The sequence below is a fragment of the Exiguobacterium sp. QJM3NY_9 genome, assembly GCF_056173545.1.
On sequence record NZ_CM149679.1, the window covers coordinates 1,304,317 to 1,321,533 of the forward strand.

Annotated in this window: 19 protein-coding genes and 1 other RNA gene; 14 read left to right on the forward strand and 6 right to left on the reverse strand. The window is 49.8% G+C overall.

The window, feature by feature from the left end:
• From AC0VYQ_RS06470 to AC0VYQ_RS06505, 8 genes are all read left to right on the forward strand, one after another.
• Window positions 1–516, forward strand: a complete 516-nt coding sequence (locus AC0VYQ_RS06470; protein WP_475404513.1) for a GrpB family protein — start codon at window positions 1–3, stop codon at window positions 514–516.
• On the forward strand, window positions 509–955 hold the full coding sequence (locus AC0VYQ_RS06475; RefSeq protein WP_475404514.1) for a DinB family protein: 447 nt from the start codon (window positions 509–511) through the stop codon (window positions 953–955). Before AC0VYQ_RS06470 ends, AC0VYQ_RS06475 begins: the two co-directional genes overlap by 8 nt.
• A 14-nt stretch (window positions 956–969) precedes the next feature.
• Entirely contained in the window at window positions 970–1,839 is an 870-nt protein-coding gene (locus tag AC0VYQ_RS06480; RefSeq protein ID WP_475404515.1) for an alpha/beta fold hydrolase, read from the forward strand.
• A 110-nt stretch (window positions 1,840–1,949) separates the two neighbouring features.
• Window positions 1,950–3,068, forward strand: a complete 1,119-nt coding sequence (locus AC0VYQ_RS06485) for a GTP-binding protein (protein WP_475404516.1) — start codon at window positions 1,950–1,952, stop codon at window positions 3,066–3,068.
• A 113-nt stretch (window positions 3,069–3,181) separates the two neighbouring features.
• Window positions 3,182–4,705: a cardiolipin synthase gene (locus tag AC0VYQ_RS06490; protein ID WP_475404517.1), complete on the forward strand. Its 1,524-nt coding sequence runs from the start codon at window positions 3,182–3,184 to the stop codon at window positions 4,703–4,705.
• A gap of 213 nt (window positions 4,706–4,918) precedes the next feature.
• Window positions 4,919–7,255 carry a glycoside hydrolase family 31 protein gene (locus AC0VYQ_RS06495; protein WP_235195229.1) on the forward strand — a complete coding sequence of 779 codons (2,337 nt, stop codon included), beginning with the start codon at window positions 4,919–4,921 and terminating at the stop codon, window positions 7,253–7,255.
• A 280-nt stretch (window positions 7,256–7,535) separates the two neighbouring features.
• Window positions 7,536–8,438: an acyl-ACP desaturase gene (locus AC0VYQ_RS06500; RefSeq protein WP_088836876.1), complete on the forward strand. Its 903-nt coding sequence runs from the start codon at window positions 7,536–7,538 to the stop codon at window positions 8,436–8,438.
• A gap of 19 nt (window positions 8,439–8,457) precedes the next feature.
• A complete protein-coding gene (locus AC0VYQ_RS06505) occupies window positions 8,458–8,712 on the forward strand; it encodes a hypothetical protein (protein WP_251132427.1) in 255 nt (84 codons plus the stop codon).
• A gap of 117 nt (window positions 8,713–8,829) precedes the next feature.
• Here the strand turns inward: AC0VYQ_RS06505 and AC0VYQ_RS06510 are convergent, their stop codons facing one another.
• Together AC0VYQ_RS06510 and AC0VYQ_RS06515 are read right to left on the reverse strand one after the other, a co-directional pair.
• Window positions 8,830–9,411 carry a DUF1643 domain-containing protein gene (locus tag AC0VYQ_RS06510; RefSeq protein WP_029333471.1) on the reverse strand — a complete coding sequence of 194 codons (582 nt, stop codon included), beginning with the start codon at window positions 9,409–9,411 and terminating at the stop codon, window positions 8,830–8,832.
• Between the two features lie 13 nt (window positions 9,412–9,424).
• The gene (locus AC0VYQ_RS06515) at window positions 9,425–10,108 is read right to left on the reverse strand and encodes a lytic transglycosylase domain-containing protein (RefSeq protein ID WP_475404518.1); all 684 of its coding nucleotides are present in this window, start codon (window positions 10,106–10,108) and stop codon (window positions 9,425–9,427) included.
• 315 nt (window positions 10,109–10,423) lie between these two features.
• Between AC0VYQ_RS06515 and AC0VYQ_RS06520 the strand changes: the two genes are divergently transcribed.
• Window positions 10,424–10,846: a hypothetical protein gene (locus tag AC0VYQ_RS06520; protein WP_088836877.1), complete on the forward strand. Its 423-nt coding sequence runs from the start codon at window positions 10,424–10,426 to the stop codon at window positions 10,844–10,846.
• 109 nt (window positions 10,847–10,955) lie between these two features.
• On the opposite strand, the gene AC0VYQ_RS06525 is transcribed toward AC0VYQ_RS06520, so the two are convergent.
• The 3 genes from AC0VYQ_RS06525 to AC0VYQ_RS06535 all read right to left on the reverse strand — a co-directional run bounded on the left by AC0VYQ_RS06525 (window position 10,956) and on the right by AC0VYQ_RS06535 (window position 12,400).
• Window positions 10,956–11,855 carry a hypothetical protein gene (locus AC0VYQ_RS06525; RefSeq protein ID WP_159172632.1) on the reverse strand — a complete coding sequence of 300 codons (900 nt, stop codon included), beginning with the start codon at window positions 11,853–11,855 and terminating at the stop codon, window positions 10,956–10,958.
• Between the two features lie 92 nt (window positions 11,856–11,947).
• The gene (locus AC0VYQ_RS06530; protein ID WP_029333475.1) at window positions 11,948–12,154 is read right to left on the reverse strand and encodes a DUF2922 domain-containing protein; all 207 of its coding nucleotides are present in this window, start codon (window positions 12,152–12,154) and stop codon (window positions 11,948–11,950) included.
• Window positions 12,155–12,172: 18 nt separating this feature from the next.
• Window positions 12,173–12,400, reverse strand: coding sequence for a DUF1659 domain-containing protein (locus tag AC0VYQ_RS06535; protein WP_029333476.1), 228 nt, complete (start codon window positions 12,398–12,400; stop codon window positions 12,173–12,175).
• Window positions 12,401–12,470: 70 nt separating this feature from the next.
• Here AC0VYQ_RS06535 and AC0VYQ_RS06540 point away from each other — a divergent pair, with 70 nt between their 5' ends.
• The 4 genes from AC0VYQ_RS06540 (at window position 12,471) to AC0VYQ_RS06555 (ending at window position 16,103) form a co-directional block, all read left to right on the forward strand.
• Entirely contained in the window at window positions 12,471–13,466 is a 996-nt protein-coding gene (locus tag AC0VYQ_RS06540; RefSeq protein WP_236549986.1) for a potassium channel family protein, read from the forward strand.
• A 68-nt stretch (window positions 13,467–13,534) separates the two neighbouring features.
• On the forward strand, window positions 13,535–14,227 hold the full coding sequence (locus tag AC0VYQ_RS06545) for a hypothetical protein (protein ID WP_475404519.1): 693 nt from the start codon (window positions 13,535–13,537) through the stop codon (window positions 14,225–14,227).
• 59 nt (window positions 14,228–14,286) lie between these two features.
• Window positions 14,287–14,700: a hypothetical protein gene (locus AC0VYQ_RS06550; protein ID WP_088836881.1), complete on the forward strand. Its 414-nt coding sequence runs from the start codon at window positions 14,287–14,289 to the stop codon at window positions 14,698–14,700.
• Between the two features lie 59 nt (window positions 14,701–14,759).
• Window positions 14,760–16,103 (forward strand): S8 family peptidase, encoded by a 1,344-nt coding sequence (locus AC0VYQ_RS06555; protein ID WP_475404520.1) that lies wholly within the window; start codon window positions 14,760–14,762, stop codon window positions 16,101–16,103.
• Window positions 16,104–16,155: 52 nt separating this feature from the next.
• Here AC0VYQ_RS06555 and AC0VYQ_RS06560 read toward each other — a convergent pair whose 3' ends face one another.
• On the reverse strand, window positions 16,156–16,608 hold the full coding sequence (locus tag AC0VYQ_RS06560; RefSeq protein ID WP_235195231.1) for a hypothetical protein: 453 nt from the start codon (window positions 16,606–16,608) through the stop codon (window positions 16,156–16,158).
• A 135-nt stretch (window positions 16,609–16,743) separates the two neighbouring features.
• Here AC0VYQ_RS06560 and rnpB point away from each other — a divergent pair.
• An RNA gene (rnpB, locus tag AC0VYQ_RS06565) (RNase P RNA component class B) lies at window positions 16,744–17,117 on the forward strand.
• Window positions 17,118–17,217: the final 100 nt, after the last annotated feature.

Here is a 17,217-nt window from a genome sequence, read left to right on the forward strand (position 1 = left end):
ATGAGACAAGTCATCGTTACACCGTATCAAGAGGTATGGGCAGAAATGTTTGAAACGGAAGCGGCACAACTGCGGACGATTTTCGGGCAACGGTTGCGCGCCGTCCATCATATCGGCAGTACATCGGTCGCGGGACTGTCGGCAAAACCGATTATCGACATCTTACCGGTCGTCGATACGCTGGGTGAGAGTGAGTCGTTCGACACGGCGATGGAAGCACTCGGTTACGAAGTCATGGGCGAGTTCGGCATGCCGGGACGGCGTTACTACCGCAAAGGCGGCGATGCGCGGACGCATCACATCCATCTCTATGCGGACGGCAGTCCGGAAATCAGGCGTCATGTCGTCTTTCGCGATTACTTACGGCAGCATCCGCAAGAAGCGACAGCTTACAGCGACATCAAGGAACAACTGGCGAAGCAGCATCCGGTCGACATCAGTGCCTACATCGCCGGTAAGGATGCGTTCGTCAAAGAAATGGAACACCGGGCGCTCACATGGTGGTCCCGTGGATGAGTGGCAACAGGCGTTACAACGGCACGTCGCCGTTGGTGTCCGGACGACAAGCCGATTGATGGAAGTGATTCAACCGGACGATTGGCAGAAGCAACCGATTGCGGGGAAGCGGTCCGTGTATGAAGTCGCCGCCCATCTTGCCGTGTTGCTCGAAGCGGATTTGCGGATTGCGACCGGCGCGACGGCAGAGGAGATGGCGCAGTTTTATGCGATCCCGGTGCCGACCGGTCAGCTTGTCGACCGCTTGGACCAGTCGTGGCAGTACTATCAAGACCGGCTGGCGGGTGGTTTTGCGACGGAACCGACCTACTGGGGCGTCAGAGACAGTTCGTCCGGTTGGTTGATGGAAGCAGCCGTCCACTTGTATCATCACCGGTCACAATTATTTGATTACTTAAATCTGCTCGGGTACGATATCGAGCTGGCGTTATTTGAATAAGGGGGGGGATTAAAGTGGAACGGATTGTTGAGACGGTTGACGGACGGTTTGACACCCGCTTGACGGGAACGGGCGAAGTCACATTCATCCTTGATCACGGGATGATGTCGAACCACCACCAGTGGGGCTGGTTGCGCGGCGAGTTATTGCAGCTCGGACGTGTCTTTGAATATTCACGGCTCGGGTACGGCAAGTCCTCGCGCGGCAAAACGAAACGATTTTTTAGTCAGCAGGCGGCTGAACTCGGACGCGTCCTGGATGTACTCACAATTGACGGACCGTTTCTGTTCATCGGTCATTCGCTCGGTGCCTATATCTCGCTCGAACTCGGGCGCCGTCGTCCGGACGAGACGGTTGGCATCGTCTTGCTCGATCCGTCACATCCGGAAGTCGATGTTGAACTACCGGACTGGTATGAGCGGATGCAGGAAAAGTGGAACCGTTTTTTGTATGTCCTCAGTCATATCCGTCCCCTCGCCTGGTTGATTCCGGACAATCTCGGGGCGCGGATGTTCAAAAGCCTTCCGGAAGCGGACCGTGTCCCCCTGTGGCGGCAGTTGAGCCGGACGCATCACTGGCGGGGCACGCTTGACGAGTGGGACACCGTCGCACACAACAATCAGCAGATTCTGCAGCTCGTCCCGCACGTGACGCCGCCGGTTCTTGTATTGTCAGCTTCCGATTGGGCGGGCGGGATGCCTGAAAAATGGCTGAACAAAGATTTGACGAAACGGATCAATGCAGCTCATGAACGGTTTGCCGATAGTTTGCCGGATGCGAGATTCCATCTGATTGCGAATACGAACCATTACACGATTGCCGGTTTTTCAAAAGAGGCTGCCGAAAGAATCGTCCAGTTGATCCGGACGACGTTTTTTGATTGAACGGACTGTCGTTGTCGTGACTTTTTTAATTTTTCGGGACTTGACAGTCTAAATCGGAATCGTTACTATTTAAAACGTAATCATTACGATTTATAAAGGAGACGATTTACATGTCACGCATTCCGATCACGGTCCTGTCCGGTTATCTTGGTGCAGGAAAAACAACAGTCTTGAATCACTTATTACATAATCGGGCAGGGCGGAAGCTCGCCATCATCGTCAACGATATGAGTGAAGTCAATATCGATGCGGCATTGATTGAAAAGGCCGGCTTTTCAAGGACGGAGGAGTCGTTCGTGACGTTATCGAACGGTTGCATCTGTTGTACGCTTCGTGATGATCTATTAGTTGAAGTCCGTCGCCTCGTCGACCAAGGCGATCTGGATGGCATCGTCATCGAATCAAGCGGGATCTCGGAACCGATTCCGGTTGCCCAAACGTTTACGTACGTCGATGAAGACAGCCAAATCGATTTGACCGACGCGACGAAAATCAATGCGATGGTGACGGTCATCGACGGGTACAGTTTCCTGAAAGATTTTGAGTCCGGCGAATCACTAATTGAACGGCAACAGGCAGTTGATGAACAGGACGTCCGGGAAGTCGTTGACTTGCTCGTCGACCAGGTCGAGTTTGCGGATATCCTTCTCTTGAACAAGGTGGACCGACTGACGGCGGAAGAATGTATCGAAGTCATTCGTTATTTGAAAGCACTGAACCCGGTGGCGAAACTGATCGAGACGACCTACGGACAAGTCGACCCGGCAGCAATTCTTGATGTCGATTTATTTGATTTTGAGCAGGCGGCAGGAAGTGCCGGTTGGATCCGTGAGCTCAATGCCGAGGAACATGTCCCGGAGACGGAAGAATACGGGATTCAATCCTTTGTTTATCGGCGGGAGGTCCCGTTTCATCCGGAGCGCCTGCTTGCGTTGATTGAGACGTGGTCGGAAACAATCGTCCGCGCGAAAGGATTTTTGTTCCTCGCGACACGACCGGAAGTGGCACTCTTGTTTCATCAGGCAGGATATGCGTCGAATATGGAATACGCCGGACGGTTCGAGACGCAAGCGGATCGCCGGACGGAACTCGTCCTGATCGGGATTGGTTTGGATCAAAAACGGCTTGAAGCACAATTCGATGCCTGCCTCGTTCAGCGGGATGAAACTGATTGGGCCTCGCTCGCCGATCCGCTTCCGGGTCGCGCGATGTACGATGAAGTTTTTTAAATTCAGGTCAACTTTTGAAGAAATCACATCTGTGGTTTCTTTTTTTGCTATATTTTTAAAGGGAACAGGGAAATGACGATAAGAGAGTATGTTTCTATAGAGGGGGAAGCAAAGTGCGCAATCGGGTTTTACAGTTCGCGCTCGTGTTTTTAGTCGCTGGAGGTATCATTTGGACATTGTATCAATTGGATTACCTCTATTTTGTATTAACGATTTCCGCGGTCGTCGTGCCGCTCGCCGTCATCATGATCATCTTCATCGAAAATCGGACGGCAGAATCGACGATTGCCTGGTTTCTAGTCTTAATCTTTTTACCGATTCTCGGGGTCATCATCTGGATGATGTTCGGTCGGAACCCGCGTCGCCGTCGTCGGAACCGCCGATCGCATGATGAGCGGATGTTACTCAAACAAGCGACCCGGCCGGTCCGTTCGCTTGCCGTCAGTGAATTGCCGGCAAATCACCTGAAGCTCGCCAACACGATTCGAAACTTCGGTGGCGGTGGGGTCGATGTCCATACGGCAAGTAAAATTTTGACGAACGGAACGGAGACGTTCCCGGCGATTCTTGAGGCGATCCGGAGTGCGAAGCATCACATCCATATCCAGTATTACATCTACCGCAACGATGAGACGGGGAAGGCGATCCGTGAAGCATTGATTGAACGGCTAGAAGCCGGGGTCGAAGTCCGCTTCATGTACGACGGGCTCGGCAGTTATATGCTCGGGGAAGGGTTTTTACGTCCGCTCCGTGACGCCGGAGCAAAAATCGCCGCGTATGATCCGATTTCGAGTCCCTTGTTCATCTTCACGGCAAACTTCCGGAATCACCGGAAAATCGTCGTCATCGACGGCAAAGTCGGCTTTACCGGTGGATTGAACGTCGGCGATGAATACGATGGTAAAAACAAGAAATTTGGATTTTGGCGCGATACGCACCTTCGACTCGAAGGGCGTGCCGTCAAGGAGCTGCAGGCGACGTTTTTGGATGACTGGATTTATGCGCATCTTGAAGGGACGGATACATGGGAGACGTTCGGTGGCGAGGACGGATTAGCACGCTACTTCCCGAAACATGACGCTGAGACGGACGGGGCGGTGCAAGTCGTCACGAGTGGACCGACGTCAAAAGATCCGGCGATCCGTAATGCCCTGATTGCAGCAATCATCTCTGCCCAGCGCTCGATTTGGATTGCGACGCCCTATTTGATTCCGGACAATGAAACGATGACATTGCTACGGCTTGCGGCACGGGCCGGACTCGATGTCCGGATTTTGACGCCGGGACGAGGGGACAGCTTCACGTCGTATTACGGGACACGGTCTTATTTCGGACCATTGCTCAAAGACGGAGTGAAAATTTATACGTATAACCGTCACTTCATCCATGCGAAAATCGTGTTGATTGATGGCAAAATCGGCGTCGTCGGGACGGCGAACATGGATATTCGCAGTTTCGTCCTCAACTACGAAATCATGGCGTTTCTCTATGATACGGAAAGTGCATCGAAGCTTGAGCGGGACTTCATCGATGACTTCGAAGTTTCGATTCAGTTGTCGTCCAATGATTATGTCAAGCGGTCACTTCGTTTCCGTCTGTTCGAATCATTCTCGCGGCTGATTTCGCCCTTATTATAAAAAGCAGAGTTCGTAGTCCCGTCGATAATGCATTGGCGGGACTACTTTTTTTGAATAATGGATTAGTTGGAACTTGAAACGGGAACAAACAGTTTTATACACTTAGGGTGTACATCGGTTGCACTACTTACTTTTTGGAAGGAAGTGAAAAGGACGATTTCGTCCTGATCCCGTATGCGAACAATTGACGAATCCCATTTCTATACGCGAGACATGAAACCACTGGCACGACCGGAAGCAATCATTCAAGGTGATCATTACCGCTTCACGATTTTGACGAGTCGGATGATTCGGATGGAGTACGCGGAGGATGGTCGCTTTGAGGACCGGCCGACGCAAACGGTCTGGAACCGCGATTTTCCCGTTCCGTCATTCCGAATTGTCGAAGACGATACGGAATTGCAAATCATCACGGAACATGTGCACCTCCACTATACGAAAGGTCCGTTCGCTGAGAACACGTTATATGTCGACGTGCTCGGGAACTTCAGTACGTACTACAGCCGCTATACATTCGGCGGACCGCTCCGGACGCTCAAAGGGACGGCGCGGACACTCGACCATGCGGACGGGGAGATTCCGCTTGAAGAAGGAATCATCTCCCGCCAAGGGTACGCGGCGATTGACGACTCGGCTTCGTTCGTCCTGACAGAAGATCATTTCGTCGAACCGCGTCAAGCCGGGGCAAAAGATATTTATTACTTCGGTTATGGTCATGACTATAAACAAGCGTTGAAGGACTTCTATCATTTAACAGGACCGACGCCGATGTTGCCGCGTCAAGTTCTCGGGAACTGGTGGAGCCGTTACTGGCGCTATAACGAAAAAGAATACAAAGACTTGATGACACGTTTCAAAAAAGAAGACGTCCCGTTTTCCGTCAGCGTCATCGACATGGATTGGCACGTGACCGACATTCCGGAAAAATACGGGAGCGGTTGGACCGGCTATACGTGGAACCGCGACTTGTTCCCCGATCCGCGAGGCTTCCTGAAATGGTTGAAGGATGATGACCGGATGGTGACGCTCAACCTGCACCCGGCGGACGGTGTTCGCGGGTTTGAAGAGGCTTATGAAGCGATGGCTGTCGCGATGGGACTTGATCCGGATACGGAAGACCGGATTCCGTTCGACTTCTCCGACAAGACGTTCATCGAAAACTACTTCACGAAACTGCATCACCCGCATGAGGCGGACGGCGTCGACTTTTGGTGGATCGACTGGCAACAGGGAGCGAACTCGAAGATTAAAGGGCTCGACCCGCTCTGGATGCTTAATCATTACCATGCGCTCGATATCGCCCGTGACGGCAATCGTCCGTTAATCTTCTCACGCTACGCAGGACCCGGCAGTCACCGCTATCCGGTCGGGTTCTCCGGTGACACGATCATCTCCTGGGCATCACTCAAGTTCCAGCCGTACTTCACGGCGACGGCGTCGAACATCGGCTACGGCTGGTGGAGTCACGATATCGGCGGACACCAGCGCGGTGAAAAAGATGATGAGTTGTCGACGCGCTGGCTCCAATATGGCGTCTTCAGCCCGATCATGCGTTTGCACAGTACGATGAGCATCTTCAACGGGAAGGAACCGTGGCGGTATTCGGTCGAGGCGGAACAAGTCATGAAACGGTATTTACGGTTGCGTCATCAACTCGTGCCGTATATCTACACGATGAATGCCCGCAATCATTTCGACGGATTGCCGCTCGTCTCACCGATGTATTATGAGCATCCGGAAGACGAACTTGCTTATGCCGTCCCGAACCAGTATTATTTCGGAACGGAAATGATGGTCGCACCGATCGTCGAACCGATGAATCAGAAATTACACGTCGCGGCGACGACGGCGTGGTTGCCGGACGGGGAATGGTTCGATTTCTTCTCCGGTCACCGTTATACAGGCGGGAAACAAATGCGTCTGTTCCGAAAGCTTGACGAACAGGCGGTTCTCGCGAAAGCAGGCGCGATCATTCCACTCGGTCGACACGTCGAGCACTCGAACGCCTTGCATAATCCGGAACACCTTGATGTCCACGTATTCCCTGGCGCCTCGAACCAATTCACGCTGTTTGAGGATGACAGTGTCGGTGTCGCCCACCGGGACGGGGAAAACGTCGAGACATCATTTGAACTCGACTGGGTCGCCCGGACGATGACGATCGCGGCACCAATCGGGAAACAAGAACTGTTGCCTGAAAAACGGGTCATCACCGTGATTTTACGTGGTGTCAACGAAGGGTATGTCGTCCGTGACGGGGAAACATTACCGGGCGAATATGACCCGAAAAAACAATCGTTGACGGTGTCGCTCGGTGAAGTGACGGAAACGGTCACGTTATCGCTCCAAGTCGAAATGTCAACGAACGATAACCGGATGGAACGTTTGTATGAGTTCCTCGATCAGGCGGAAATCGGCTATGACTTGAAGGATCGTCTTTATCGTCTGTTGACGCAGCGTCTTGAGCCGATCAACTTGATGCATCAGCTCCAGGCACTGGATCTTGAGAAGGATCTCGTCGACTGTTTACTTGAATTGATGCTGTACTGACGTGAAAATCAACGGCGGGGTGAAAAGTATTCAAATCATTTTAGCGATTTTTCTCAAGTGAGTCATAAGCCTGTATGTATGGATTTTTCGAAATCCGTGCATACAGGCTTTTTTTTTGTCTTGGTTGGGGTGGTGTCTCACTTTATAATGGCTATAGTAGCTAATACGACCTGCTCTTTAAAATGTTATAGCCATAAATAAGTTTGACTTAAATCATTATAATGGTTAAATACATTTAAATGGGTTAAGGTTAAAAAAACATCTTAAAGGAGACATGATCATGTTAAATTCAGATTTAGATATTCGTTTAGAACCGCGCATTCAAGAATTATATCGATTACATAAGGAACGCTCTGCACATATCGACTGGAGCTATCACGAATTCATTCCTTGGGACAAGGCGATGTCATTTAAACGGGTTCCTTGGGAGGAAAGTCAAGTCACGCTTCCGGAAGGTGTCATCGTCGCTGTCGAAACGGCCTTGCTGACAGAAGTGAATTTACCTTGGTACACGTCGCATTTGGATTACACCTTTAAAAATTCGATGGAGGTCATCAATGATTTCGTCCGTACGTGGACGGCGGAGGAAGATCAGCATTCGAGCTTACTCGAAACGTATTTACTCGTGACACGAAACGTCAATCCGACCCGGTTGCATCAATTAAGAAGACGCGTCGTTGAAAGTGGTTGGTTCCCGGACTTTACGAATCCTTTAGCGACAATGGCCTACACTTCACTGCAAGAGCTTGCGACACTCGTTTTCTATAACAACGTCGCGAGAGTGGCAGGGGCGCATGACAAAGACTTGGCGACGCTGCTTCGCCGTTTGGCGAAAGACGAAGCCCTTCACTATGCGTTCTATCGCGACACGGTGAAAGCGCACCTTGAGCTCGATCCGAACTTCATCGTGTTCTTTGAAGATGTCATCATTAACTTCTCGATGCCGGGTGCCGTCATGCCGGACTTTACCGAGCGTATGAAAACCATCGCCGTCGATACGAATTACGGACCACTCCAATACTTCGACCAAGTATTAGATGTCGTCGTGAAATACTGGGATATCGAGAACTTGGAACCGACGAGTGAAGAAGCCAAACAATCTCAGGCGAACATCATGAAATATCATGGACGTCTAAAACGAATCAAAGAACGCCAATTAGGAAAAAGTAAGCAAGATGTCTGAAAAGGGGAGCGGAATGAACATGACGTGCGAAATATGTGGAAAAGAAACGAATAACCAAGTCAGTTATCTGGAACTGGAAACGTGGGAATTTAAAGCGTTGAAGACAGATGAAAAAGACTTTCATGCGGTTTGTTACAGCTGTTTTGATAAGCATACGAACCAGTTCATCGATCAAGAAATGGATCTTGAATTGAGAAAAAAACGTTCGCAGATGGTGAATAAAGAAGTCGAAGCAGAAATCGAAGCTATTCTGGAAGTAGAAGTCGAAAAGTGATTCGAACCGCTTTACCGATGAGACAAGACAGCATCTAGACGTAAATGCTTTAATCGTCCTAAAAAAAGGTGTTCTCCCGTGTGTAAGAACCGGGAAGAACACCTTTTTGTTGACGCATTATTTACGCCGCAGTTTTTTCGCTTTTTGTTGCATCTCACGATACGTAATCATCGGACTGTCGTCGACGGTCAGACGCAAGTGGTTCGGTTCGCCTTTAGACGTGATGCCGGAGCAGTATAATATGTCGGCATATTCGTTGAATAAATCTTCGAATGCAGGCAAGTGGTGCATCAAGCGACCGGGGGAGCCCCATCCGCATAAGACAACACCATTTTTGGCGCGGACTTGCTGTAACGTCTGTTCGACGAACTGGTAGTTGATTTCGTCATAGCTCGCCTGAGCGAACGGTAAATCTTCACTGACGAGTAAATCAGGCATCAAGCTGATGATATCGTATTGTTTGACGGGAGCACTGACGTGTTTCTTCATCAAGTTATACGCCCGTTGTGTCGTCGTCCCGGACAAGAAGGCGTCCGTCGTCCGCGGTGTATAAATCATCGCGGCGACGTGCGTTCCTTCCTCGATGTCGTCAAAGATGTAGCTTCGCAAATAACGTTTCGTCTTGTCTGCATCAAATGTCGTCTTGACGCGGATCGACGATTCCTCGATCTGAAGTGATGAAAGATCGGGTTGTGTCATGGTGGTGCCTCCTTTAATTGAGTAAACGTGAGCTGACGCGAAGAAGTAGGTCGAGTGTCTTTTGTTTGAAGTCGAGGTCGTTCGCATCAATCGTCTCGACTTGCTGTTGGTAATTATCGTATTGTGCGAGGACGTCGACGACATATTGTTCACTGCGATTGTATTCAAACAGTGCGGACTCAAGCGTCTGGCGTTCAGATGTTTTCGTGACGTCATGCTGGTTGAGGTACTTCGCTGCCGTATGGGCGCTATCCGTCAGGTTCGTCGGATCGGCTTTGCCGTCCTGGTCAGCATCGACCCCAAGACCGCCATACTTTTCAATTGCTTCCGGATCCGTCAAATCAATCCCGTCGTGCTCGATGTCACCAAGCGACGTACCACCTTCATATCCCCAACCGACCCATGTTTTCGGCATGAATTGGAATGGACCGATGGCGCCGACAGACGACTGCATCGCGGAGGAGTTCGAAAAAATCGTCTCGACCCGATGGATTGCTGCTAACAGCTTCCAATCGATTTCATAACGGTCACCGGCTTGTTCGTAGATGTCGATGTTCTCGGCAGGGACGCCGTATTGCCCGTAATAGGTACGATACAATTCATTTTGGACACGTTCCCGATTCTGCCAGTAGACGAAGCTGCCGGCGATGAGGACGAACAGTACGAACAAGATGCTAACTCGTAAAAACTTTCGCATAATGTTCTCTCCTCTTTCGATGATTCCACTGAATGGTATCACATTTTTAATGGAGCTAGTAGCTATTTCTTTACGGGACGGATAGTGTCGAAGGATTCGATCATTTTTTGCCGATTTGCGTCCAGGCGGTTAAAAAAAGCAAGACGCGGGGAATGTTGTTAATTACTGACATCGTCAACAGCGGAAAAGTTTGTTAGACTAAACGTCAGACGAAGGCATCGTTCAGTTTCATTAGTTTGTCACTTGCACGAAAGGTCAATCGGCTTGTAGAATAAGAGAGTAAACGCTTACACATCAAAGGAGATGGACGAAACCATGCGAACGATCACTTCCACTGGCGAACGAAAGAAAACGAGTTGGATTTTGAACATCGGTAGTCAGCCAAAGTTAAAGACGGACGGGGTGATTGAAACGTCGATGGATCATGAGCGACGCATCCTCTTTCAGCAATGGTCGATTCCGACGACGGAGACGTTAATTTTTCGGTTTAAGCAACAATTCCCGAACCATCTCTGCGAGAACGGGTATGATGTGTATGGAGCGGCTGCTTTTGATGAGCAGGTCGTAGAACTGATTTCGAATTGGTTCGTCGAACTCGTCACGGTCCTGACGGCGATTCAACGGACAAAAGGGATTCATCATGTTCATATTAAAGGCGGCGTCGCGAAACGTACGGACTTTTTACCGACGATCCGCAGAACGTGTCGGGCCCTCGAGTCGACGCTCGACATCACTTAATTTCAAAATGCCGCTACCTCGAAGTAAGTGTTCGACGGTAGCGGCATTTTTTTGTTTCGGAAAATCGGTTTCATTTAATAGGTATTTCATGCGTGAGAGTCGAAAGAGGTTACGTACGCGAATCGAGATTCTTCTCGACGGAGCGGCAGGCACGGAGTAACGCGTCCTTGAAGAAGCGATCTTCCTGTGAAGCCAGTTGGCGTGTCGCATCTTCGTCGCCACGCAATGACTTGCCGAGCATTTGGATGACCTTGACCCAGCGGCGGACATGGTCGAGTTGGGGACGGCCCATTGCGACATAGACCGTGAACCAGTCATTTTGATCGCGGCGGATCATCCGTTGGAACAGGGACTTCGCTAAATCGACTTCTTCTGTCGAAGGCAGCTCGTTCGTTTCGAAAAACTGACGTAAGCCCCGGATGGCCGTCACATATGCCGCGAGGACTTCAGCCGACGGTTGGTGTTTTCCGTAGTCGGAAGTCGACAAGTGGATCAAGGCCGGTTTTTTCTCGATGCCCGTCACCCAAGCTGCTATCGTTTTACTGCCTTTGAGCGCTTGGCGGTTCGCGACGGGAAGTTTTGCCGTGACTTGTCCGACTTTCCCGATGACGGTCACTTTACTGTTGCGTTCCTGAATCTCCGTGACCTTCATCTCGACGGTGTCACCCATCTCGAACGGGATTGCTTTCGGTTGGAGCTTCTCTCCGGCAGAGAGGGGGGAGCGTTTACGGATCATCCGTAATGCTTCCTGCTCCATCCGGTCGTCGAGCGACCATAAGTGTTCCGGAGGGACGTTACGGAAACGGCGGCGCCGCACCTTGATGTATTGATCAAGCGACTCCGCTGCTTGTTGACGGGTCGCGTCACCGGTCGCGACCGGTCCGATGATGTCTCGGAGCGTGATCGACTCGAGTCGTTCCATAATTCCTTCGAATGGAATCAGTTCCATTACATAGAGACTACAGACGACGAGTTCGCATTCGCGAGGGGTAAGAGGGCGTTTGGCCATAAATTGACTTCCTTTCCAGCTGGTTGATAACACTAGTATACCAAAAAAAAGTCATCATCACCTCAATCGGTGATGATGACAACTGGTGCGTGTTAGAGGACGTAGGCGGATTCCGAGCTGTTTTGCAGTTCGGCTTCACGCAGTTTGATGATGCCGTTATAAAACGGATCGTGTGCGACCATCAAGTTGCCGAGTGCTTTGACCTCAGCGACCGTCGTGTCTGCTTTCGCACCGGATAACCGAAGGCGAAACGGTTTGTTCGTCGATGTGTCGAACGTCAATAAAATGGTATGTTCCATGAGAATCCTCCTTTAAGATTAGGCGTTGAGTAGGGCGTAGTCACGACTGATTTCACTGTGTGTGTATGTTCCTGTAATCATTGCGCCGATGGCTTGACCGATTGCAGCGACAGCTTCAGGAGCTAAGTCTGGACGGAGTCCGTTGAAGCGACGACGGGCGATGAGGGCATCTCCGTTCGGTGAAACTTTATCCGCTCGTTCGAAGACGACGACGAGACTCGTTTTGATTTCTTCCGCTTGTGTCATGTGTATCACCTCCTTCGCCCCTATTAACAGGGTGCGAAGAGATATTGTTCGAAAGGAAGTGAAAAAAAGGATGATTTGGTTTCGATTTTTACGAAAGATGTCCTTTTTAAAGATGCGGACGTTAGGCTATGCGTCGTTTTTCTTTGTGTTCGGCGTCGCCTTGCTGATGTATCTCGTCGAACCGGAGACGTTCGGCTCGTATTTCCGTGCCGTCTACTGGACGATGACGACCGTCGTCACGGTCGGATACGGTGATTTCTTCCCGAATACGGATTTCGGGCGGATGATGACGATTTTTGTATTCATTTTCGGGATTGGGATCGTCGGGAGTTTAATTTCGAAGCTCGTCGACGGAGTCCAAGTGATCCGCGATCAAAAAGAGAGAGGGTTGTTGCAAGTGAAAGAGTCAGGCCATACGATCGTCTTCGGCTACAGCCGCCGGTCGAAACATGTCATCGAGGAACTGCTCGAGACGACGGATGTCATCCTCGTCGATGATTTGGAGCGGGAACCATTCAGTCACGAACGGTTCCACTATGTCAACGGGGACCCGGCACTCGCCTCGACGTTACAACGGGCGAACGTTAAACAGGCGGCGCGTGCAATCGTCCTCGCCGATCATTCAATGCCACCGGCGCTGGCGGACGGCCGGACGCTGCTGATTGCTTCGAGTATCGAACGCGCGAATCCAGATATTTATACAATCGTCGAGATGATGCTTGAAGAACATCTCGACAGCTTTGAACAAATCAAGGTCGACGAAGTCATTCTCGGGGACGAAACGATTTCCCGGATGGCGATTCTCGCCTCCCATCACCCGGGCGTGACGAAAGTCGTGACGAACTTATTGACGAAACACGGGGACGGAATGTTCTCGATTCCGGTACGGCCGGAGTGGACGACGTACCGTGAAGCGTTCCATGCGATGCTCGAAGAAGGCGTGACGATTTTGTCCGACGGAAAGCGACTTGACCTGAACCGGCGGCTCGACGAAACGATTCCGCCCGGCTCATTGTTGATTGTGTTATGTGGAGAAGAGACAGCTAAACGGATTGGTGCTTTTTAAAGAAGAGGATTACATTTATTTCTTTTCGGGTATAGTAAATAAATTTACTATGTAGAGGAGAATTTATTATGAGGAACGAACAACCAGAGTGGATTCAAGAATTATTTGAGACTGTCGATCAAGGAGATTTGAAAGATGTTCCGAAATTACTTTATATGGCGCTAACATTAGAACCAAGTTATTTCACGAAAGCAGTCAGTCGACTCAACCAGCGGCTGGAAGTCGAAACGCTCCGTGACGTATCGGAGCTGTTGACGGTATATCGTCAATTCTTCATCTCGGCGAACCCGTCGGAAGAATATTGGACGGTCGCCTGGAATGAATTGATTCAAACGATGCACCACTTCATCGACCGGACGGAAGCACAACAACTCTTTAAAGAGCACGTCGATTTAATCGACTGGTGGTCAAGTGAATCGTTGTTATCGTTACCGAGCTGGTTGACGGTCCTCGATTTAGCGGAACGTATTGATGCGCTCGATCAATTCAGCAGCTACTTGCCGGACATTTTTGAAAGTTACGCTCTTGAGACGGCGAAAGACGAGCCGTTTGCGCGGCTTGCCTGGTATGCCCTCGCAAGTCAGCAACAAGCGTTGCTTGAGCCACACCGGGCGCGCATCGCCGAGTCGGAAGCGACTGAAATCCGCTCGCTCCAAAAGTCTGATTTACTTGATCAAATTGATACGACGCGCGTCCATGTGTTAAAGTCTAAGAACAACGAACCGATTGAATTGATGTTTGATCGAAAATGGACATTATAAGGCAGTGAACAGCAAGTCACATCAAGAAACTACACGAATTTAATCCAAGGGGTGTAGTGATGATACACGTCAATGTACCGAGCGGTGACTACATCGTTCTAGTTGAAATCAATCGCGAAGTATTACTTTGTCAGACGTTAGAAGACGCGGATCAAGCTCAGCGCGACCGCTATGAACTGGTCGGGAGAATGAGTGAACGCCTCCCGGCAGAAGTAATCGGTCCCTCGATTGCGGATTTCGTCAGATTTTCAACGGGTTTCATTGGCGAGTCTGTGATTTGGAACGAGGACGAAGAAGCGTTTTTTTGTCAGCAGTTTGAGACATTTGACGGTTCTCCGCTCGGAGAAGACTTGACGGGGATTGACGCCGCGCGTTGGCGCGCCGTCCTGGCACGGTACTATGCGTATGTCACGATTGGGAAAATCACTTCATTTGAAGTCAGCGAAGAATCAGGTGGCACTGTTCCTTTTTAAGTCCGTTGAATCAGCAAATCAATCGAATCGTCGTGTACTAATAGAAGGGCAGGGTCCATATGAAAAAGCAACTTGTATCACTCACTGTCGCGCTTGCGGTCGGTCTGCCGACGACGGCACTCGCTAGTTCCCAATATGTCCAGTACGATCCGACGTTCACTGACCAACAAAAACAAACCTGGTTAAAAGACCAAGGCTTAAAAGAAGTACGTCCGCTGAAACAGGACGGATTTTCGCTCGTCGAGCCACTCGCACACCTCGATGAGGATGAAATTGAGACAGATTTAATTCCAGTAACAGAGGTCGAAAAGGCCGTTGATTCCGCACAACTGCAACAAACATATCTTGATCAATCTAGAGTCCCTACTTACTGGAAGTACAGTCATGGGAAATCAGATATCCGCGTCGCGATCATCGATGACGCGATCGATACGAAACACTCGGAATTCAAGAACGTCATCTATAAGACGACGACGATTTCCGGAATCCGTAAACCGGATGACCACGGAACGCATGTCGCCGGAATCGTCGCAGCTGCAGAAGACGGAAAAGGCATCGTCGGTGTCGCTTCCGGCGTCAAGTTGATTGGCGCGGATGTGTTTGACGGCGATTTCGCAAGTTCGATTGATATCGGTGACGGGATTTTGTACGCAATCGCGCAAGGCGCAGACGTCATCAATCTGTCGCTCGGTCAATACGAATTCGATCCATATATGGAAGCAGCGCTGAAAAAAGCAGAAGCGAAAAATATTATTGTTGTTGGTGCAGCTGGAAACGATGGACGCAATAAATTACTTTTCCCGGCATCAATGACCTCTGTAATATCAGTTGGATCGGTTGGGGCGCTTGGTCGAGCGTCATCGTTCTCGAACTACGGACGTGGACTGAACATCATGGCACCGGGGGAAGGCGTCTACTCGACAATCGTCGGGAATAAATATGGCTACCTTGACGGGACATCGATGGCAACGCCGATCGTCAGTGGCGTCATAGCGCTCGCAAAATCAAAAAATCCATTTGTTTCAAATAATGCACTTCGGAACAAACTTTATGCAGCGGCAACCAAAAAATCAGGGGATACGTCACTTCATTACGGGAATGGCCGGTTGAATGCAGGTATTTTGGCAAAAATCCCTGCTCCTATTTCAAAAATTTCAATACCGTCTGTCGTGAAGCCCAATCAAACATTTTCTTTTTATTTTAATGAATATTCAAATGCAAAAACCAGAACGCGTTTATATAAAAATGGCACTGTAGTTAAAACGTTTACCGATAAAAAATTACTGAATGGTTTGTATAAGTTTTCCTACAAGCTAAAGGACAAAGGGACGTATAAACTCGTCTTCACGACATCTGCCGGCCGCCACACACGAACGGTCGAACGTGTCCTGACGGTCAAATAATCAAATAAAAAAAGCCAATTCCTCATGTGAGGAACTGGCTCGAAGAAAGGACTCAAAGATCTTGCTTTGGGTCTTTTCCTTTTTTATAAACGGGAGTCGGCACGGTGAGCGTCTCACCTGTCCACTCGATTTTAGCTTCCATTTTATACCCGGTATCATCCTCATGGACAAACGAGAGGCGTCCCGAATCAATTAGTTGATACAAACCGAATTCAACCTGTTCCGCCCATGAGCGTAATGTCATCGCTTCATCATAGAGTGGAATTTGTTGCGGGAATCGTTCGTTCATCAAAAGAATATCGTGTTGGTCGAAATGATAGCTTCGTTTTGATAACGCATCCGGTTGTTTGACGTTAAATGGCTCGAACGCATGGATGAGTTCTCCTTTACGATAAAAGGCAAAGATGCCGTTGCGGAGATGCAGCGCCTTGATTTCATCGATTTCGATCAAGAACGTCAGCTTCCGGACGGTACGCTGGTTCGTACCAGAGCGTCGTTTTTTCATAGTACATGCCCCCTTCTGAACCATTGTACTATACCGCGAAATCACGTGAAAACGCAACTTTTTCGATTGTCCTTTTTGAAAATAAACCTTGCGGGAAACAGGGGAGTACGCTACACTGTTAAGCAGTGACTATGTTGGTTCGGACAATTGCGGGGCACTTCGGTGCTTTGAGGAAAGTCCATGCTCGCACAACCTGCGATGGTTGTAGTGATCGTGCTACACGAAAAGATAAGTGTAGGCAGCGTCGTGCTGACGGCAGAAGGAACGCCTAAGTCTTCGGATACGGCCGAAACTTCTTGAAAGTGCCACAGTGACGGAGCCTTACTGGAAACAGTAAGGGTGGAACGAGGTAAACCCCACGAGCGAGAAACCCAAATTTGGTAGGGGAATTTCCGGAGCGGAACTGAACGCGAAGGAGAGCGTATGTAAATACGGAGATAGATGATTGTCGCCCACGTGTGAGGGTCAAACCGTTTGCAACACTAGGGAACAGAACATGGCTTACAGGACCACATAGGCTGTTATTTTTACTTTGAACGAGAGTCCAGGTCCAACTGGGCTCTTTTTTTATTGAAATGATTTTGGAAATCTTAAAAACAGGTAGGAGCG

Excerpts from the sequence above, each read along its gene's own strand:
- AC0VYQ_RS06470 (WP_475404513.1), top strand. The coding sequence starts at position 1 with ATGAGACAAGTCATCGTTACACCGTATCAAGAGGTATGGGCAGAAATG.
- AC0VYQ_RS06535 (WP_029333476.1), bottom strand. The coding sequence starts at position 12,400 with ATGACACAAGCGGAAGAAATCAAAACGAGTCTCGTCGTCGTCTTCGAA.
- AC0VYQ_RS06540 (WP_236549986.1), top strand. The coding sequence starts at position 12,471 with ATGATTTGGTTTCGATTTTTACGAAAGATGTCCTTTTTAAAGATGCGG.
- AC0VYQ_RS06560 (WP_235195231.1), bottom strand. The coding sequence starts at position 16,608 with ATGAAAAAACGACGCTCTGGTACGAACCAGCGTACCGTCCGGAAGCTG.
- AC0VYQ_RS06500 (WP_088836876.1), top strand. The coding sequence starts at position 7,536 with ATGTTAAATTCAGATTTAGATATTCGTTTAGAACCGCGCATTCAAGAA.
- AC0VYQ_RS06530 (WP_029333475.1), bottom strand. The coding sequence starts at position 12,154 with ATGGAACATACCATTTTATTGACGTTCGACACATCGACGAACAAACCG.
- AC0VYQ_RS06505 (WP_251132427.1), top strand. The coding sequence starts at position 8,458 with ATGACGTGCGAAATATGTGGAAAAGAAACGAATAACCAAGTCAGTTAT.
- AC0VYQ_RS06545 (WP_475404519.1), top strand. The coding sequence starts at position 13,535 with ATGAGGAACGAACAACCAGAGTGGATTCAAGAATTATTTGAGACTGTC.
- AC0VYQ_RS06525 (WP_159172632.1), bottom strand. The coding sequence starts at position 11,855 with ATGGCCAAACGCCCTCTTACCCCTCGCGAATGCGAACTCGTCGTCTGT.
- AC0VYQ_RS06555 (WP_475404520.1), top strand. The coding sequence starts at position 14,760 with ATGAAAAAGCAACTTGTATCACTCACTGTCGCGCTTGCGGTCGGTCTG.
- AC0VYQ_RS06515 (WP_475404518.1), bottom strand. The coding sequence starts at position 10,108 with ATGCGAAAGTTTTTACGAGTTAGCATCTTGTTCGTACTGTTCGTCCTC.
- AC0VYQ_RS06485 (WP_475404516.1), top strand. The coding sequence starts at position 1,950 with ATGTCACGCATTCCGATCACGGTCCTGTCCGGTTATCTTGGTGCAGGA.
- AC0VYQ_RS06510 (WP_029333471.1), bottom strand. The coding sequence starts at position 9,411 with ATGACACAACCCGATCTTTCATCACTTCAGATCGAGGAATCGTCGATC.
- AC0VYQ_RS06550 (WP_088836881.1), top strand. The coding sequence starts at position 14,287 with ATGATACACGTCAATGTACCGAGCGGTGACTACATCGTTCTAGTTGAA.
- AC0VYQ_RS06495 (WP_235195229.1), top strand. The coding sequence starts at position 4,919 with ATGAAACCACTGGCACGACCGGAAGCAATCATTCAAGGTGATCATTAC.
- AC0VYQ_RS06520 (WP_088836877.1), top strand. The coding sequence starts at position 10,424 with ATGCGAACGATCACTTCCACTGGCGAACGAAAGAAAACGAGTTGGATT.